This is a genomic window from Novosphingobium barchaimii LL02 (assembly GCF_001046635.1).
Lineage (GTDB): Bacteria > Pseudomonadota > Alphaproteobacteria > Sphingomonadales > Sphingomonadaceae > Novosphingobium > Novosphingobium barchaimii.
This window is the reverse complement of record NZ_KQ130452.1, coordinates 211919-229200: the sequence shown is the minus strand read 5'-3', so window position 1 is coordinate 229200 and position 17282 is coordinate 211919. Positions and strand designations below refer to the sequence as shown.

The following is a 17282-nucleotide window of genomic DNA, read 5'->3' as shown; positions in this document are numbered from 1 at the left end:
CGATGCCGCCGGGTTTCCTGCGATCTCGTACGCCGCAAGGGATTGGATCTGCTGAAATTGTCGAGTTTCCCTCTCCCGACACCACAAGGGGTAAGGGCCCCCACCTGTCACCAAGCTGTCATTGATTTGCTGCGCTGCAAAAAGAATCTTGCCCCGCATGACAGGTCGGTGACAGGTTCACACACGACACTGCCGAATCATTTCAGGATATTGCCGAACGACAAAAGCCGCGCCCGGTAGCGCGGGACGGGAAGATGGGGATGGCTGCAACTCGTGCTTAGGGGAGTGGGTTGTTGCGCATATTGATCGTGGAAGACGACGAACGCCTGGCGCGCGGAATGGACGCCTCGATGAGCGCGAGCGGTTTTGCCGTGGACGTGGTCGCCACGGGCGAAGACGCTCTCGATGTGCTGGCCAGCGAAATCTACAACGCCGTGATCCTCGACTTGGGATTGCCGGATATCGACGGGCTGGAGGTGCTGCAGTCGCTGCGTGCCGGAGGCAATGCCACACCGGTCCTGATCCTCACCGCGCGCGACGGCGTGAGCGACCGGATCGCCGGGCTGGACCGGGGCGCGGACGATTACCTTTCGAAGCCCTTCCACCCCCGCGAACTGGAATCGCGTGTGCGGGCACTGATCCGGCGCAGCCAGGGAACGGCGGACCCGGTGCTGAGGGTCGGCGAACTCAGCCTGGACCGTTCGACCCGCGTGGTCGAACTTGGTCGCTGCACGCTGGACCTGCGGCGGCGCGAAATGGCGGTGCTGGAAACGCTGATGGGGCGCCCCGGCAAAGTCGTGACCAAGCAATGCCTGAATTCGGAGGTCTTCAACTTCGCCGATGCGGTCGCCCCCAATGCGCTTGAGGTCTACGTCGGCCGCCTGCGCCGCAAGCTGATGCCGGGCGGGCCGACCATTCGCACCATTCGCGGGCTGGGCTACATGCTAGAGGCCGGATGACATCGCTACGCTCGCGGCTGACGGCAGCCGTGATGGTTCCCCTGCTGGGGCTGGCGGTGATCTTCGGGGGCATTACCTGCTGGATGATCTATCGCTCCAGCGTGCTGACCTCGGACCGCATTCTGGTCGGCTCGGTGCGGGTGCTGAGCCGCGCGATCGACGCTAACGACACGGTGCGCGCCGAACTGCTGCCGCTGGCCGTCCACCTCCTGCAGCGGCGTTCGGCGCCCGTCACCCATTACAGCATCTGGGACGGTTCGCATTTGCTGGCCGGAGAGCCGGGACTTGTCCCGCCGCCGCAGTTCGACCCGCGCCCCGGCGCCCCCGTGCGCCGTGTGCCCGCCGCCAGTTTTCCGCGAACGTATCGCAATACTCCGCTGGTGGATGGCTATGTCGACCGCCGCGATGCCGAAGGGGTCATCCAGCCCGCCTACCTGCGCGACGCCGTATTGGGCGGTAAACCGGTGCGGGTGGCGACGGAAATCCGCAAACTGCACCGCAGTGGCCATCCCGTGGTCATCCAGGTTGCCGACTACATCGACGACCGCGATGCCTATCAACAAGCCTATTTCCTGCGCGTGGCGGGTGGGGCCGTGCTGATCGCGATGATCGCGGTACTGCTGTTCTACTGGGCGATCACCTGGGGCCTGCGCCCCTTCGCCGCGCTGACGGGCCAGATCGAGAGCGCGCGGCGCGAACCGCCGCCGCATTTTCGCCTGTCGCTGGAGGACCGCGCCCCGCGTGAGGCCCGGCTGCTGGCAGGCTCCTTCAACGCCCTTCTGGCCCGTACCGAGCGCGCGGTGGACACATTGAGCCAGTTCACCGCCAACGCATCGCACCAGATGCGCACGCCTCTGGCGATCGTGCGCGTCCATCTCGACGTGCTGGAGCGTTACGGCGCATCGTCCCGGCGCGGTGCGGCAGCGCTGGAGGACATCGGCAATGCGGTGATCTCGCTGGAACGCCTGCTGCTCCAGCTGATCGCTCTGGCCCGGACCGAGGAACAGGGCATCGGCGTCGACGCCGGGTTCGACCTTGCGGCGGTGGCGACGGAGCTGGTCGCAAGCCGCGTGGTGGGCCTTGGCGCCATGGACATCGGTTTCGAGGACGAGGACGGCGCGCCCATCCTGGCGCGCGGCCACGCCATGCTGGCGGGCGAGATGATCGGCAACCTGTTCGACAACGCCGTGCGCTACGGCCGCCCGGACGGCACCGTCACCGTTCGCGTGCTGCGCCGCGCGGGGCTGGCGCGCGTCGAGATCGAGGACGACGGCCCCGGCATCGCCCCCGAAGACCGCGAGCGGGTGTTCGAACGCTTCTACCGCGCGCGCGGCGAAAACACGCCGTCCGGCAGTGGACTGGGCCTTTCGATCGTGCGCGCGCTGGCACAGCGCATGGGCGCGCAAGTGCGCCTTGCCGAAGGCGCGGGCGGGCGCGGCGTGCTTGCCAGCATCGATTTCGTCGCAATCGAAACAGAGGTCGAAGACCTGCCGGTCATGACAGCTTGCTGACAGGGTTTCTGCCGCAGGAACAGGGTCATGGGCCACGCGCCGCGCGCCGTGTGCCGACAGGATACCCGATGCTTTCAGTTCCGCCCTCGCGATCCATTCCATGATCCAGACATCTCCCCCCTCGTCCGTGCGGCCGGCCGTGCCGCAAGCGCAGCGCCGCCTTCGCCCGCTGCTGCAGGTGCGCCTGCTGATCGGCTTTGCCGTTGGCATGGGCGGCGGCACCCTGGCGGGGCTGTTCGCCCGTGACCTGACCGCAACCGAGCTGCTGATGCGCTGGGTGGTGCGCCCGGTGGAGCAGGCCTTCCTTCTGGTCCTGTTCGTGCTCATCGTACCGCTGCTGGTTTCGGCCATCGTCAGCGCCCTGGCCCGCATCCGCGACACCGCCGGGATGCGCCGGGTTCTGCTTTCCACTCTTGCTTACATGGTCGCGGTATCGACTTCGGCGGCAGTGATCGGACTGGCCATGGCGAACCTGTTCCGCCCCGGAGACGTGGTGCCGGCAGAGATCGGCCAGCAACTGCTGAGCGCGCACGGCCCGATCCCCCCGCGCGGGTGGCTGAACATGGCGTTGTCCTATTCCGCGATCGAACGGCCGATCGTGGCGGTGATCGTCACCTCATTCCTTGCCGGGATCGCCCTGACCCTGCTGCGCACGCGCCGCGCCGGCTGGGTGCTGGCAACCAGCGAGCGGGTCTACGACGCCGGGATGCGCGTGCTGGCCCTGGTGACGCGCTTTGCCCCGGTAGCCGTGGCCTGTTTCATGTTCGACATGACGCTGGTGTTCGGCTGGCACCTGCTGGTGTACCTCAGCGCCTACGTGGGCGTGGTGATCGCCGCGCTGCTGCTGCAAGTGGTGCTGACCTTCTTCGCGGTCGTCTGGATGCGCGGGGGTCTTTCGCCACTGGCCTTCCTGCGCGGAGTGCAGGAACCGGCGCTGATCGCCTTCTGTACATCCTCGTCCAATGCCACCCTGCCCTCTGCGCTGAAAGCCGCCGAGACCGACCTTCACCTGCCGCCCCGCGCCGCGCGGCTGGTGTTGGGGATCGGCACGGTCGCCAACCAGGGCGGCACCGCGATCTACACCGCTGTAACCGTACTGTTCATCGCCCAGTTCTTCGGCATGGACCTCTCGCTGGACCGGCAGGGCATCGTCCTTGGCGTGGCAGCGCTGGCGGGCATGGGAACCATCGGCGTCCCCGCGGGATCGCTGCCGACCGTGGCGGCGGTGCTGGCGCTGAACGGGCTTCCCGCCGAAGGGATCGGCCTGGTCGTAGGAGTAGACCGGCTGCTCGATATGTTCCGCACCATGGTCAACGTGGTCGGCGACCTGGCCATCGCCGTTGCCGTCTCGCGCGATCAGCAGAGCCGCGCCGCAGCGGCCCACTGAACCCTCCTGCGCCGCTCAAACCAGCGGGCTGGACCGGCCGGCGCGGTGGTGCAGCATCGCGTCCAGCACGCCCAGCGCACGCGCCAGCCGCTGCCGATCGAGACTGCCCCCGATCGACACCCGCACCGCCCGCTCGCTGCAGGCCGGATCGACACGGAACTGCTCGCCGGATACGACCGAAACGCCCAGCGAGCTTAGAGCGCCCACCAATTCGAACGCAGACGTTTCCGCGCCAAGCGGCACCCACAAGTGGTACCCCGCAGCGCCTGCGCGATAGGACCCGGCGGGCAGACTGGCCGCGACGATGGCCTGACGTGCCTCGCACTCCAGCCGCACCTCGTCCACCAGTCGCGCCCATGCCCCGCTGCGCAGCCACTGCGTGCACACCGCCATGTTAAGCGGCGGCGGCATGACCGTGGTCTCGTGCGTGTCCGTAGCCATCCGCAGCGCATCGCGCAGCAACGGCGCGCGCACGTAGGCGATGCGCAGCGCCGGCGAGATCAGCTTGGAAAGGCTTGAGACGTGCCAAGTCCGTTCGGGCGCCAGCGCGGCGAGCGGAAGGACCTCGCCGCCACCGAGCCGCGAATAGGGATCGTCCTCGATGATCAGCACGTCATGCCGCCGCGCGATCTCGACGATACGCCGGCGGCGCTCAGGCCCCAGTGTCGCCGTCGTCGGGTTGTCGTTGCAAGGCACGAGGTAGATCGCGCGGATGGGCGAGCCGGCACAGGCGCGGGCGAAAGCGTCGGGGTCGATCCCTTCTTCGTCGCTGGCCAATGGAACGATGGCGATGCCGCGCCGACGGCAGATCGCCGTCCAGCCCGGATAGACGAACGGCCCGGTGCAGACCGCATCGCCCGGCTCCAGCACGGCACTGGCTACCGCATGAAGCGCCGTCTGCGCGCCGCTGGTGACTAGCACGTTGTCCTCGTCCGCCGCGACGCCCGCTGCGGCAAGCCACGCCGCGCCTGCGCGCCTGTCTTCCGGCGCGCCGCCAGCCGGCTGATACTGCATCCGGTTCGCTGCCCCCGGTCCCTGCAACACATCCTGCAGGGTTACCGTGAAGAGGCTGGCGAACGTGCTGTCTGCCGGGATCGGCGGCAGGTTCATGCCGGTGTCGAACGGTGCGACTTCGGCTGTGTCCCCAATCCCGGTACGCGCCCGCACGAAGCTGCCGCGCCGCCCCTCGGCGTCGATCAGGCCCAGTCGCCGCGCCTGCGCATAAGCGCGCGAGACAGTGCCCGCATCGACTCCGAGCGCTTCGGCCAGGTCGCGCTGCGGGGGCAATCGGTCACCTGCATTCAGACGCCCGCTATCCAGATCCCGCCCGATCGCGGCGCAGATCGCAAGATAGACCGGCCCATCGGCCTCCACGATATCCGGCAGCCACTTTTGCGTTGATGTTTGCATTGACTTTGTATGCATACAAAACCCATATGAGGCAACAGTCGATTCCCGGCATTACCCGCAAACGGACTGACGCCATGACAGACGAACACCTCGCTCCCACCGCCCCCGCCGAGGCTGATGCCGCGCCCGGCAAGGGCCGCTGGATATTCCACTGCGGTCTCAAGGGCCTGTGCCCGCGCTGCGGCAAGGGACGCATGTTTCGCAAATGGCTGAAGCTGAACGAAAAGTGCCCTGCCTGCGACCTGGATTACGGTTTCGCTGCGCCGGATGACGGCCCGGCGTTCTTCTCGCTGTGCATCGTCGCGTTTCCGCTGACGTTTTTCGCGGTCTGGCTACAAGTGAAATTCGAGCCGCCGTTCTGGGTCCACCTGCTGACTTCGTTCCCGCTGCTGGGGATCGGGTGCGTGCTGCCGCTGCAATACATCAAGGGGTGGCTGGTCGCCTCCCAATACGTCAACAAGGCGCAGGAGGCCGGGACCGAGAAGCTGTGGGCGCAGCTAAATGCCCGCGCGGCGCAAGCCGACGACTGAGCGCTTCCCGCGCCAGCAACCATCCCACGATAAAAGTGCGACGAACCGATGGTTTAATCTGCCTAGTATATTAGCCGTATATCGACCTTGGGGTCGATGTGCGACCGTAATGGCATGAACAAACAGCACCCGTCAGCCCGCCATTTCCAGCGGAGGAGTCTGGAAATTTCAACATTCTGATCGTCAGGAACGATCAGGACCGCAAGGCCTTTGACAGGGGAAGCAAGAACCCTCTCATGTGGATTCTCAAGATCACGCAGTATCTCATCCTCTATCCCTTGGCGGCAATGTCGAGTATTTCGGCGGTACTTCTCTATATCGGGTGGCTGTTTCGTTCATCCAATATCGTGGCCAAAGGTGGGCTGGTCAGTACCACCCTGCAGCGGATCCAGTTCATCTACGCCGGATGGCGCCATCAGGACCTGCTCGACCCCCGTGCCGGCGCACGCAAAGCCGCCCCCTTCCATCGGCGCATGAAGGCCCGGCCCAGTATGCTGGACGCCGTCATCCGGCCCTATCAGTCCACCAACTGGAACACGCGCACCCGGCTGACCAAGCTGCTTGCCCACTACGAAGCCATGGTGAAGCTGCGATGGCTTTTCGATCCCCATGAAGACCGCGAAGTCACCTTGTGCCTGCTGGCCGACGTCCATCCCGGACTTCGGCTGGTGCTGGATGAGGCCATCTGGTTCAAGGATGAGGGACCGATGGTCATCAGTCTGTTCCTCGATGCCGACCGCATCTTCTCGATCGCCTTCGCCCTTCGCGAGGAGGATGGCGGCCTTGTGGCCCATGTCGGCGCGGTACAGGGGCGCAGCCCCCGAGACATCCCGGACATCCTCGAACGCTACCGTGAACTGACCCGGACAGCCCACGGGATGCGCCCGCGCGATCTGCTCATCGAACTGTTCCGCGCCTTGTGCGCCAGCCTTGCGGTATCGCGCATCCTCCTCGTATCGGACGCGTATCAGCAGCACCGCGATCCCTACTTCGGCCGGAGCCGGGACGATGTGCGGGCCTGCTACGACAACGTCTGGCTGGAGCGAGGCGCCGTGCGCATCGACGAGACGATGTTCGAACTGCCGCTATATCCCAACTTGCGCGCACCGGACCAGATCCCGCCCCGCAAGCGCGGCCTCTACCGGCGCCGGTACGACATGCTGGCGACCATTTCGCGCCGGATGACCGAAACCCTGGCGCATCTGGCCGGGCGCGCGTGATCGCTGCCTCGGGCTCCCGCAAAGCAGGAAGGGCGTTTCATGCTGGCTGGCCTTCGTAACCGCAACTTCAGCGCAAGGCTGCTCCAGCCCGCTGACGAATTATGGGACCGGCGCCTTGGCGTCAGCACATTCGGGCACCACCCCGGTTCCGGCGGGCCGGGCGAGCGCGAATGGTATATGCACTATATCCCCTCCCCTTACCGCGACATTTTCGACGTTCTCGATCTGGCGTCCCTGAAGGAGGACGATATCGTCACCGACCTCGGCTGCGGCTTGGGCCGCGTGGTCTTCGCCGCCAGCCATCGCGGCGCACGGCGGGCAGAGGGGGTGGAACTGATCCCGGCGCTGGCCAGCCAGGCGCAGACCAACCGGACGACCAGCCGCCTCAAGGACAAGGACATCGCCTTCTTCCAGCGCAATGTCCTCGACCACGACCTGAGCGGCACGACCCTGATCTACATGTTCCACAGCTTCGGCCACCAGATCGTCGCCGAAGTGCTGGACAAGGCAAGGCACGATCGCCGCACGGTCAATGCCGCCCGCCCCTTGCGCATCGCCTATGTGAACCCGGTATGCGACGACGTGATCGCAGACGCAGGCTGGCTGCGCTGCGTCGGCAGCATGCCGGAAAAACGGCAATGGCTGTCCAGCGCGCTGCACTATCGCACGACGCTGTGGGTATCGACCGACTGCTAGAGCAGATGTTGCCGGGGCCCGAACCACGATGCATCCCTGATCGACTTCGCACCCGGCCGCATCTACTCTGCGACCCATGAACATCGCGATCTACGGCACCAAGACCTATGACCGGCACTTCCTGGCAGCCGCCGGGCAGGACCGCTTCGACATGCGCTTTCTCGAAGTGCCGCTGGGCCGGGACACCGCGCAGCTGGCGGCGGGCTGCGAGGCGGTCTGTGTCTTCGTGAACGATGTGGTCGACCGGCCGGTCATCGAACAGCTCGCCGCGCTGGGCATCAGGATCGTGGCGCTGCGCTGCGCCGGGTACAACAACGTCGACCTGGCGGCGGCGAGCGAACAAGGCATCACCGTGGTGCGTGTCCCTGCCTATTCACCCCATGCCGTCTCCGAGTTCACCATCGGCCTGCTGCTCTCGCTCGACCGCAAGATCCACCGCGCCTGGTCGCGTGTGCGCGACAACAACTTCGCGCTCGATGGACTGGTAGGACGCAACCTGCACGGGCGGACCGTGGGCGTCGTCGGCACCGGCCAGATCGGCGCGCTCGTCGCCCGCGCGCTGCGTGCGGGCTTCGGCTGCGAGGTGCTGGCGAGCGATCCCGTCATCAATCCGGCGCTGGTCGACATCGGCGTACGCTATGTCCCGCGCGAGGTGCTCCTGCGCGATGCCGACATCATCACGCTGCACTGCCCGCTCACCCCCGACACCCGCCACCTTATCGACGCCGCAGCATTGGCGGCCGCGCGTTCCGGCGTGGTGATCGTCAACACCAGCCGAGGCGCCCTGATCGATGCGGTAGCCCTGATCGAGGCGCTCAAGCGCAAGCGGGTCGGCGGCGTCGCCCTGGATGTATACGAGCAGGAAGCCGGCATCTTCTTCGACGACCTGTCGAGCGAGATTATCGACGACGACGTCCTGCAACGCCTCCTCACTTTTCCCAACGTGTTGATGACCGGGCATCAGGCCTTTCTGACCGAGGAAGCCCTCACCGCGATCGCTGCGACGACCCTGCGCAGCATCGGCGATTTCCTGGATGGCAAGCCACTGGCCGACGGGGTCCGCCTGCAAGGATGAGCCGCCGCGCGGCGGATTTACCGCAAGGCACGGCACCCCTGCCGTTTCGCACTTGCACAAATCGCTCGGAGCGGCTCACGCTGCGGACCGACTCCCCCAGTTCGAGATTTCACGAATGCGCGCCCTGAACCGCCTCATCCTTGCCATTCTCCTGCTCGCAGGAGGCCCCGCCGCTCATGCTCAGGTCGGGCCAACGGCGGAACAATCCAGCCAGATCAGGCAGGCGGAAGTTGACCTGCGCGATGTAGACCACGCCCTCGACGCCCGCGTCGATACCGATGAACGGGCGGCCCTGCGCGCCAAATCCCTTGCCGCCCAAGCCGCCGCCCGCACCGCCGCGGACCAGTTGGAGGAACAGATCGCGCTCCTCGATGCGCGCGTCGCCGAGCTCGGCCCGGTCACGCAAGACGTTGCCGAAGCGCCCGAGATCCAACAGCAGCGTGCGCGCCTGGCCAAAACGCGGGCGGCAATCGACGCCGCTGCGAAACGCGGCAAGCTGGCCGATGTCGAGGCACAGCAGCTGATCGGGGAACTGGACCGCGGCCAGGCCGAACAGCTCAACGAAACCCTGTCCACCCGCGTAAATTCGCCGCTCTCGCCCGCCTTCTGGAGCGGCCTGCTGGCATCTACCCCCCGCGACATGCGCCGCGTGAACCTGTTCGTATCGCAAGGCGTCGAGCAGATCGGCCAGCAATGGCGCGGCGGGCTGCCGTGGCAGGCGCTGCTGGGCGCTGCCCTGGCTTTTGCACTGATGTTCCCGGTACGGGTCGCCGGACGGCAGCTCGGCCAGCGCTACCTGATCGGGACTGCGCCGGGCCATCGCATCCGCCGCTCGCTTTATGCGCTATGGCGCGTGTTCATCGGTACGGCGGCCCCGCTGCTGGCGGCCTTCGTGCTGGTGCAGGGGCTGCGCTGGGGCGGCCTGTTCCCGAAGCGCTGGGACGGCCTGCTCGACGGTTTCGTCGACGCCTGCGGGTTTGCTGCCTTCACCGCATCGCTTGCCGGCGCCGTGTTGATGCGCAAACAACCCTCATGGCGCATCGCCCCGATTGCCGACGAGACCGCGCGCCGCGTTCATCCGCTGATCCTGATCCTCGTGGGCATCGCGTTCGCCTGCATAGTTCTCGAAGCCTTCAACCAGGCCGTGGGTGCCAGCCCGACCGCGATCGCCGGCTGGCAGATGGCCGAGGCCCTGGTACATCTGTTGTGGATCGGCTCCTTCCTGCTCCTGCTTGGCCGGCTGCGCGCCGACGCGGCGGCGCAGGAAAATGCCGAGGACGACGCCGCAGACCGATCCTCCACCAGCGCGGGGCTGGCCGTGCTCACCCTTGTGGCCTGGGCGCTCGTGCTTACCGCCCTGGTCGCGCTGGCCGGCGGCTATGTTGGCCTCAGCCTGTTCATTGCCCGGCTGATCGTGTGGATCGCGGTATTGGCTGCGGCACTCTACCTGCTGCTGGGCACCGCCGACGACGCGGCGACCACGCTGTTCAGTCGCCATAGCCCGCTAGGCATCGCCCTCACCCGAAGCGTAGGACTGCGCGGCAGCCTGGTGGACCAGTTCGGCGTCCTGATCTCGGGCGCGCTGCGCATCTTCATGGTGCTGGTCGCTCTGGGCATGTTGATGACACCGTTCGGGGGCGGCGGCGGTATCGGCAGCTTCTTCGGAAGGCTTGGCGCTTTCGCACAAGGGATCGAGATCGGCGGTGTTGCGATCTCACCCGGTGCGATCATCCGCTCGGTCGTAGTACTGACGGTCGGCCTCGCGCTTGTGCGCGCCTTCATGAGCTGGCTGGAAAAACGCTACCTTCCGGCCACCGACCTCGACAGTTCGGCGCGCAACTCGGCCGGGCTGGTCGCCCGCTATGTCGGCATTGCGCTGGCGATCATCTGGGCACTGGCCTCGCTGGGGATCGGCGTGGAGCGGATCGCGCTGCTGCTCTCGGCGCTGTCGGTCGGCATTGGTTTCGGCCTTCAGGCGATCACCCAGAACTTCGTGTCGGGCCTGATCCTGTTGGCCGAGCGTCCCATCAAGATCGGCGACTGGGTGCGCGTGGGCACTGACGAGGGCGATGTAAAACGCATCAGCGTGCGCTCCACCGAGATCACCCTGGCCGACCATTCGACGCTGATCGTCCCCAATTCCGAACTCATCACCAAGACCGTGCTCAACAAGACCCTGTCTAGCCCGCTCGGCCGCATCCAGATCCAGTTCTCGGTGCCTCTCGAAACCGAAGTGGACAAGGTGCTGGGCATTGTCCTGGCGACCTTCGCAGCCGAACCGGCGGTGCTGGAGGACCCAGGCCCGGCGGCATTCGTCGATTCGATCGCGGATGGCCGCATCCTGTTCAACTGCTTCGCCCACGTCGCATCTCCGCGCGATGTCTATCGCGCCCGCAGCAACGTATTCCTGGTCCTGCTGCGGCGTTTCGGCGATGAAGGCATCGACATCGGCACGGTAGCCCAGCGCCTGGAACTGCTCTCCAGCGACCGCGCCGGGATCGATGACGGCGACCGCAAGGACACAGCCCCGCGGCCGCCCGCCGCCTGACGCCGCAATGTTGAGCCAGGCCCAGCAGGCAAATCTCCACCTGGACGAGGCGCGGGAGATGCGCGCCGCCGGCCTTTCATACCGGGAGATCGCCCGCAAGCTGGCCCTTACCGGGAACCAGCTTGGCCGCATCCGCCGCGCTTTGAAGCGGGCCAAGGCATCGCGCACAAGGCTGCGCGCCAAGGACCCGGATGCCACCGACCGCGATCTCCTGATCGCTCAGTCCGTCCTGCCGTCCGGCCTGCGGCAGACCTTGAAGGCCGCCGGCTTTCGGACGCTGGGCGATCTGGCGCAGAGCATCGCCGACCCGGATTTCCCGGGTCTGGAAGCCCTTCCGGGCATCGGCCCGCACAGGGCGCAGATGGTGAAAGGTTTACTCGACCACCATGGCCTGTTGTCCGGCCCCGAAGACCTGCGGGCAGCGGTGGAAGCCCTTTTCCCGGAGTTTCAGGATTCCAGGCGCAGCTAAGCGCGTCAGGCGCGCCGCGATTGTCGCGCTTTCTTCGCGTTTGCGGTACGAGCCGGGGAATGAAAAATGCTGCCCTGCTGAAAGACCTCGCCGATTGCGCGTCTCCGGAGACGATGCTTGCGGCTATCCTGAGGCATTATCCTCAGCTTGCTGCACCGATAGACGTCGAAGCCATCGCGCGCAGTGCGGGCATCGCGGAATTCCGCGATCTCGAAACCGATGGCGCCACGAGCACCCTGATGGCCGATATCGCCAAGTCACAGGGCATCATTTCAGTGGCGGCGGGCATGTCGGCACCGCGGCGCCGCTTTGCCATCGCGCATCAACTCGGCCATTTCCTCATCAAGTCGCAGCGCGGGGACAGGCAATGCACCGGCCGCGATCTGGCGGAGAACCGGCGCGACACTCCGCACCGCAAGGAAGAAATGCAAGCCAACCGCTTTGCCGCCGGACTACTCATGCCCAAGCCGTTATTCGCCCGGTTCGTAACCGATCTCGGAAAGCCGACCGTCAGCCACTTGCCCGCGCTTGCCGCCGCTTACGGCGTCACGCTGGAAGCGGCGGTCAGCCGCTACGCCGACCTCACCCAGACGACATGCGCGTTCTTGTTCATCAAGGATGGCACGATACGGCTTGTCAGGCCGTCACGCTCCTTCCCGGCTCTTTCGGTCCGTTCCGGGGACCCGGCGCCAGGGGCGGTCGGCGGCGCCGGTGCGAACGAAGCAACTGTCTGGCTCCCGGCCAATGCGTGCGAGTGGCTGTCGATCGCCCGCGACGTCCGCCAGCCCAAGCTGGCGTTCCAGACGCTTCGCAAGGCGAACGGCTTTCAACTGGTGATGCTGTTCGTGGACGCCGCAGCGGAACGCCGCGCGGACGAGGAAGCCGAAAAGCAGGCGAATGAAAGGCCAAGGTTCGGTCGATGAGGCCTGAAGCCTCTATCGCCTAGATCTCGGCGCAACCACTTTTCGGCGATGCTGTTAAGTTCTTGAAAAGTGGTAGCGGAGGAGGGACTCGAACCCCCGACACGCGGATTATGATTCCGCTGCTCTAACCAGCTGAGCTACTCCGCCACATCAAGGCCGCCCCGTAGGATGGCTCGATCTGGTGCACCATTGCTGCGGTGCAGGCCGCGTCCTTTAGGTAAGTGACTGGCATCGGTCAACACCGAAAAATCACCTTTAGCCACGAAAGGTGACAACACGGATCGGGCGCCACAATCCGTCCTCCCATGCATAGAGCCCAAAGCCCCGGAAGCGGAAGGAAACGGGCTGCAATTGCCCGCTCAATTCCGCCTGAAGCGCGCGGGCGGCCTGGGTGGTCACCTTGTTCTGGATCGTCACGTGGAGGCGCAGCGGCTGGGCGTCCTGCTGGGTCAGCAGACCGTGCATGCGCTCTGCGATGGCGCCGTGGAGCTGGACCATCGCCGCGCTCTCCACCGCAAGCGCGGTGCCGGTGCCCAGTTTCATCAGTCCGGCGATTCGGGCAGGCGGGGCGGGCGCTTTGGCGAGCGCGCGCAGCACATCGATCAGTTCCTCCTCCACCGATGGCGGCAGGGCATGGAACAACGTGACATGGGCGCGCAGACGATTGCGGTCTGGTGGGTAGTGCGCGCGGCGAAGGGCGTCTGTCCAGGCGAGTACGTCGTCCGGCAGTTCGGCGGTGACGATCAGCGGTGCCCCTGCCTTGCGGGGGCCGGTCGCGATCCAATCGGGTGCAGGGTTGCTCATGATGCTTCCGCCATCGATCCCGATTGCCAGAATGCGCTGTGCGGCGCAAAGTTCATCGCGGGAAGTTGCAGGGCCGGGGAGAACGTCATGCGCGCATTCTGGATCATCGCCCTAGCCATCCTGGCCTGGAACCTGCTTGGTGATGCCGCTTATGTCATGCACGCCAGCGCCGACCTCGATGTCCTCGCCAGATCGGACCCGGTCACTGCCGACGCCTTCCGTTCCATGCCGGTATGGGCATGGAGCGCTTATGCCGTCGCGGTATGGGTCGGTACGCTGGGCGCGGTACTGATGCTCACGCGGCGCAAGGCGGCATGGATATTCTTCGCGCTTTCGCTGGCCGGCGTGGTGGTCCAGTTCGGCTGGAGCTTCCTGGGCTTCGGCATGGTCGCGGCCAAGGGCTGGTCGGCCGCGATCTTCCCGGCGGTGATCTTCGCGATCGGCCTGGGCTCACTGCTCTACGCCCGCCGCAAGGCTGCGGACGGGACGCTGCGCTGAAACCTTACAGTTCGCCGCGCTGCCGGCGTATCGCGAACCACTTGGCGACGTTGCTGTTGTGCTCGGCCAACGTGCCGGCGAAGGCGTGGCCGCCGGTGCCGTCGGCGACCATGTAGAGCGCATCGGTCTTGGCCGGGTTCAACACGGCGGCGATCGATTCGCGGCCCGGGTTGGTGATGGGGTGCTTGGGCAGGCCGACCATCGTATAAGTGTTGTAGTCGTTTACCGCCTGAATCTCCGACTGGAGGATGCGGCGGCCCAGACGCTTGCCCTTGGTGATCGGGTAGATGATCGTCGGGTCCGCCTGAAGCAGCATGCCGGTCCTGAGGCGATTGGAATAAAGCCCCGCCACCATGCGGCGTTCCGAGGGCTTTCCGGTTTCCTTCTCGACGATGGAGGCCAGGATCACCGCCTGTTCCGGCGTCTTGACCACGAGGTTCGGCGCGCGCTTGTCCCACAGTTCCTTGACCGTGCGGCTCATCGCCGCCTGCATCCGGCGCAGCACCGCCTCGCGCGTTTCACCACTTTCGATCGGATAGCTGTCGGGCAGGACCGAACCTTCGGCAGGCGAGGCGACATCGCCCGTCAGCGCGGTCTGCGCTTTGAGCCGTTCGTAGACCATGATCGAGGGCATCCCCTCAGGCACGGTAACGAGGCGGCGCACGAAATCGTCGCTGGAGATGATCGCCAGCACCCGCGATGCGCTGGCGTGGGCGGGAATGGCGAACTCACCCGCCTTGATCCCGCCGCCGCCGCCGAAAACGCGCGCGCGCAGGGTGAACCCGCTCGCCGAGCGGATCACGCCCTTTTCCTGAAGCCTGTCCGCGATCGTCCCCAGGCTGGCGCCATTGGGGACGATAAAGTGCTGGTCCTTGGCCAGCGGGCCGGAACCGTACCAGCCGCCAAGGAAGCTCCACAAGGCCCCGATGACAGCCACGGCGAGGACGCCTGCCAGAACGCATCCACGCCGGGACATCATGGGTGTCAGTCTTCTACCCGGCGCAGCACGAGGCTGGCATTGGTGCCGCCAAAGCCGAAGCTGTTGTTGAGCACGGCGCGCACTTCACGCTTCTTGGCGACATGCGGCACCAGGTCGACGCCCACGCAGCTTTCGCTGGGGTTGTCGAGGTTCAGCGTCGGGGGGACGATCTGGTCGCGCATCGCCAGGATGCAGAAGATCGCCTCGACAGCGCCGGCGCCGCCCAGCAGGTGGCCGATCGCGGACTTGGTCGAGCTCATCGAGACATTGTCGATGGCGTCGCCGAACAGGCGGCGCACCGCGCCCAGTTCCAGCTCGTCACCCAGCGGGGTCGAGGTGCCGTGAGCGTTGATGTAGTCGATGTCCTTGGGCTCAAGGCCCGCCTTGCGCAGTGCCATCGCCATCGAGCGGAACGCGCCCGAACCTTCCGGGTGCGGCGCGGTGACATGGTGGGCATCGCCCGACAGACCGTAGCCGATGACTTCGGCGTAGATCTTCGCACCGCGCGCCTTGGCGTGCTCGTATTCCTCAAGCACGACGACGCCTGCGCCCTCGCCCATCAGGAAGCCGTCGCGGTCCTTGTCGTAGGGACGGCTGGCCTTCTCGGGCTCGTCGTTGAACGAGGTCGAGAGGGCGCGTGCCTGTGCGAAACCGGCGATGCCGATAGGGCAGATGGTGCTTTCGGCGCCGCCGGCCAGCATGATGTCGGCGTCGCCGTCCTTGATCATGCGCGCAGCGTCGCCGATCGAGTGGGCGCCGGTCGAGCAGGCGGTGACGACGGCGTGGTTCGGGCCCATCAGGCCGTACTTGATCGAAACCTGACCCGAGATCAGATTGATGAGGCGCCCATGGACGAAGTGCGGCGAAACGCGGCTCGGGCCCTTGGCGGCGAGAACCAGCGATTCGCTTTCGATGCCCGGCAGGCCGCCGATACCCGAACCGATCGAGCAACCGGCCATGTAGCGGGTTTCCTCGTCCATCTCGGTCAGACCGGCGTCTTCGATCGCCTGGCCCGCGGCATCAATGCCGAAGACGATGAAGGGATCAACCTGGCGCTGAACCTTGTGGTCGACGCGCTTGTTGGCATCGAAACCATATTCGTGATCGGCCGGCTTCACCTCTGCGGCGATGCGGCACTTCTGGTCCGAGGCATCGAACTTCGTGATCGGCCCGGCGCCGGACTTTCCGGCAAGGATGTTGGCCCAGGTCGTTTCGACATCAGCCCCCAACGGGGTGACAAGACCAAGTCCGGTTACGACGACGCGACGCATTATGCTCTCCGACATGCGATTGCCCGAAATCTGCGATCATTCGAAAATTTGCGAATGTCCGAGACTGCGGCTGCCTGAAACAGAATAGTTGCCCGAAACGGCGACAGGCCCGCCCCCTTAGAGGTCGAGCCTGTCGATTTCAATCCGGGTGTGCGCCCTTCCCCATTCGCCCGAAAGAACGGCCGAAGGGTCAGCGCGGAAGCCTGAATCAGCCCTTGTTCTCTTCGATGTACTTGATGGCATCGGAGACGGTGCTGATCTTTTCGGCTGCATCGTCGGGGATTTCGACGCCGAATTCTTCTTCGAAGGCCATGACCAGCTCGACGATGTCGAGCGAGTCTGCGCCCAGATCATCGATGAAGCTTGCGTCTTCGGTGACCTTCTCGGCTTCAACGCCCAGATGCTCGACGACGATCTTCTTAACCCGATCGGCGGTATCGCTCATGTGTATAGACCCCTTCAAAAATTCGGAGGATTGGTAATTCGACAGCCGCCCTAATCACTGGGCGGCGCGCTGGCAAGGGGCTTGGGTTAAACCCCGAAGGCCACATGACCTGCGTTATCCACGGTCCATGCAGGATTCCAAGCGATTTCCCATGCATTGCCATCGGGATCGGCGACATATCCACGATAACCGCCATGCGCCGGGGCACCCGCAGCCCGCAGCAGCGTGGCGCCCGCCCCGACGAGCCGTGCCAGCCTTGCGTCGACCGCTTCTGCGCTTTCAAGGTTGTGGGCCAGCGCGAAACTGCCCGCCGGCGCGCAGGGGCGTTCCATGTCCGCTTCGAGCTGGGCCTTGTCCCACAGGCCGAAAACGAATCCGTTCATCTGGAAAAAGGCGACCTCGTCCTGCTCGAACACCGGCTCCCAGCCGAATCCCTCGCGATAGAAGGCCTTGGCGCGGGGCACGTCGGTGACGCCCAGGGTGATGAGGGAAATGTGCTGCATGGGGAAGCAACGCCGGGGCGCGCAGCGCGGTTCCTCCCCCGCCGGGAGAGGAAA

At 65.7% G+C, this 17282-nt stretch carries 17 protein-coding genes and 1 tRNA gene; 11 read left to right on the top strand and 7 right to left on the bottom strand.

What is annotated here, in order from left to right; translation table 11 throughout:
- Nucleotides 1-293: 293 nt before the first annotated feature.
- From V474_RS01145 to V474_RS01135, 3 genes are all read left to right on the top strand, one after another.
- Nucleotides 294-959, top strand: a complete 666-nt coding sequence (locus tag V474_RS01145) for a response regulator (RefSeq protein WP_059149741.1) — start codon at nucleotides 294-296, stop codon at nucleotides 957-959.
- Nucleotides 956-2470 (top strand): sensor histidine kinase, encoded by a 1515-nt coding sequence (locus tag V474_RS01140; RefSeq protein ID WP_059149740.1) that lies wholly within the window; start codon nucleotides 956-958, stop codon nucleotides 2468-2470. Before V474_RS01145 ends, V474_RS01140 begins: the two co-directional genes overlap by 4 nt.
- Nucleotides 2471-2570: 100 nt before the next feature.
- On the top strand, nucleotides 2571-3857 hold the full coding sequence (locus tag V474_RS01135; protein WP_059149739.1) for a dicarboxylate/amino acid:cation symporter: 1287 nt from the start codon (nucleotides 2571-2573) through the stop codon (nucleotides 3855-3857).
- A gap of 15 nt (nucleotides 3858-3872) precedes the next feature.
- On the opposite strand, the gene V474_RS01130 is transcribed toward V474_RS01135, so the two are convergent.
- A complete protein-coding gene (locus tag V474_RS01130) occupies nucleotides 3873-5267 on the bottom strand; it encodes an aminotransferase-like domain-containing protein (RefSeq protein ID WP_236710492.1) in 1395 nt (464 codons plus the stop codon).
- A 74-nt stretch (nucleotides 5268-5341) separates the two neighbouring features.
- Here V474_RS01130 and V474_RS01125 point away from each other — a divergent pair, with 74 nt between their 5' ends.
- The 7 genes from V474_RS01125 to V474_RS01095 all read left to right on the top strand — a co-directional run bounded on the left by V474_RS01125 (nucleotide 5342) and on the right by V474_RS01095 (nucleotide 12728).
- Nucleotides 5342-5797, top strand: a complete 456-nt coding sequence (locus V474_RS01125) for a DUF983 domain-containing protein (protein WP_082699550.1) — start codon at nucleotides 5342-5344, stop codon at nucleotides 5795-5797.
- 236 nt (nucleotides 5798-6033) lie between these two features.
- On the top strand, nucleotides 6034-7017 hold the full coding sequence (locus V474_RS01120; protein WP_059149737.1) for a DUF535 family protein: 984 nt from the start codon (nucleotides 6034-6036) through the stop codon (nucleotides 7015-7017).
- Between the two features lie 39 nt (nucleotides 7018-7056).
- Nucleotides 7057-7713 (top strand): hypothetical protein, encoded by a 657-nt coding sequence (locus V474_RS01115; protein WP_059149736.1) that lies wholly within the window; start codon nucleotides 7057-7059, stop codon nucleotides 7711-7713.
- Nucleotides 7714-7789: 76 nt separating this feature from the next.
- Complete coding sequence (locus V474_RS01110) at nucleotides 7790-8788, top strand: 2-hydroxyacid dehydrogenase (RefSeq protein ID WP_059149735.1); 999 nt, start codon at nucleotides 7790-7792, stop codon at nucleotides 8786-8788.
- Between the two features lie 115 nt (nucleotides 8789-8903).
- Entirely contained in the window at nucleotides 8904-11336 is a 2433-nt protein-coding gene (locus V474_RS01105; RefSeq protein ID WP_059149734.1) for a DUF3772 domain-containing protein, read from the top strand.
- A gap of 7 nt (nucleotides 11337-11343) precedes the next feature.
- Complete coding sequence (locus V474_RS01100; protein WP_148649247.1) at nucleotides 11344-11805, top strand: hypothetical protein; 462 nt, start codon at nucleotides 11344-11346, stop codon at nucleotides 11803-11805.
- A 59-nt stretch (nucleotides 11806-11864) separates the two neighbouring features.
- The gene (locus tag V474_RS01095; RefSeq protein WP_059149732.1) at nucleotides 11865-12728 is read left to right on the top strand and encodes an ImmA/IrrE family metallo-endopeptidase; all 864 of its coding nucleotides are present in this window, start codon (nucleotides 11865-11867) and stop codon (nucleotides 12726-12728) included.
- A gap of 70 nt (nucleotides 12729-12798) precedes the next feature.
- Here V474_RS01095 and V474_RS01090 read toward each other — a convergent pair.
- Both V474_RS01090 and V474_RS01085 read right to left on the bottom strand, forming a co-directional pair.
- Nucleotides 12799-12875 (bottom strand) — tRNA-Met (locus tag V474_RS01090).
- A gap of 108 nt (nucleotides 12876-12983) precedes the next feature.
- A complete protein-coding gene (locus tag V474_RS01085) occupies nucleotides 12984-13532 on the bottom strand; it encodes a 2'-5' RNA ligase family protein (RefSeq protein WP_059149731.1) in 549 nt (182 codons plus the stop codon).
- A gap of 87 nt (nucleotides 13533-13619) precedes the next feature.
- Between V474_RS01085 and V474_RS01080 the strand changes: the two genes are divergently transcribed.
- On the top strand, nucleotides 13620-14030 hold the full coding sequence (locus V474_RS01080; protein ID WP_059149730.1) for a hypothetical protein: 411 nt from the start codon (nucleotides 13620-13622) through the stop codon (nucleotides 14028-14030).
- 4 nt (nucleotides 14031-14034) lie between these two features.
- On the opposite strand, the gene mltG is transcribed toward V474_RS01080, so the two are convergent.
- From mltG to V474_RS01060, 4 genes are all read right to left on the bottom strand, one after another.
- On the bottom strand, nucleotides 14035-15009 hold the full coding sequence (mltG, locus tag V474_RS01075; protein ID WP_059149729.1) for an endolytic transglycosylase MltG: 975 nt from the start codon (nucleotides 15007-15009) through the stop codon (nucleotides 14035-14037).
- A gap of 5 nt (nucleotides 15010-15014) precedes the next feature.
- Nucleotides 15015-16280 carry a beta-ketoacyl-ACP synthase II gene (gene fabF, locus V474_RS01070; protein ID WP_043976187.1) on the bottom strand — a complete coding sequence of 422 codons (1266 nt, stop codon included), beginning with the start codon at nucleotides 16278-16280 and terminating at the stop codon, nucleotides 15015-15017.
- 208 nt (nucleotides 16281-16488) lie between these two features.
- A complete protein-coding gene (locus V474_RS01065) occupies nucleotides 16489-16725 on the bottom strand; it encodes an acyl carrier protein (protein WP_007679564.1) in 237 nt (78 codons plus the stop codon).
- An 86-nt stretch (nucleotides 16726-16811) separates the two neighbouring features.
- Complete coding sequence (locus tag V474_RS01060) at nucleotides 16812-17228, bottom strand: VOC family protein (protein WP_059149728.1); 417 nt, start codon at nucleotides 17226-17228, stop codon at nucleotides 16812-16814.
- Nucleotides 17229-17282: the final 54 nt, after the last annotated feature.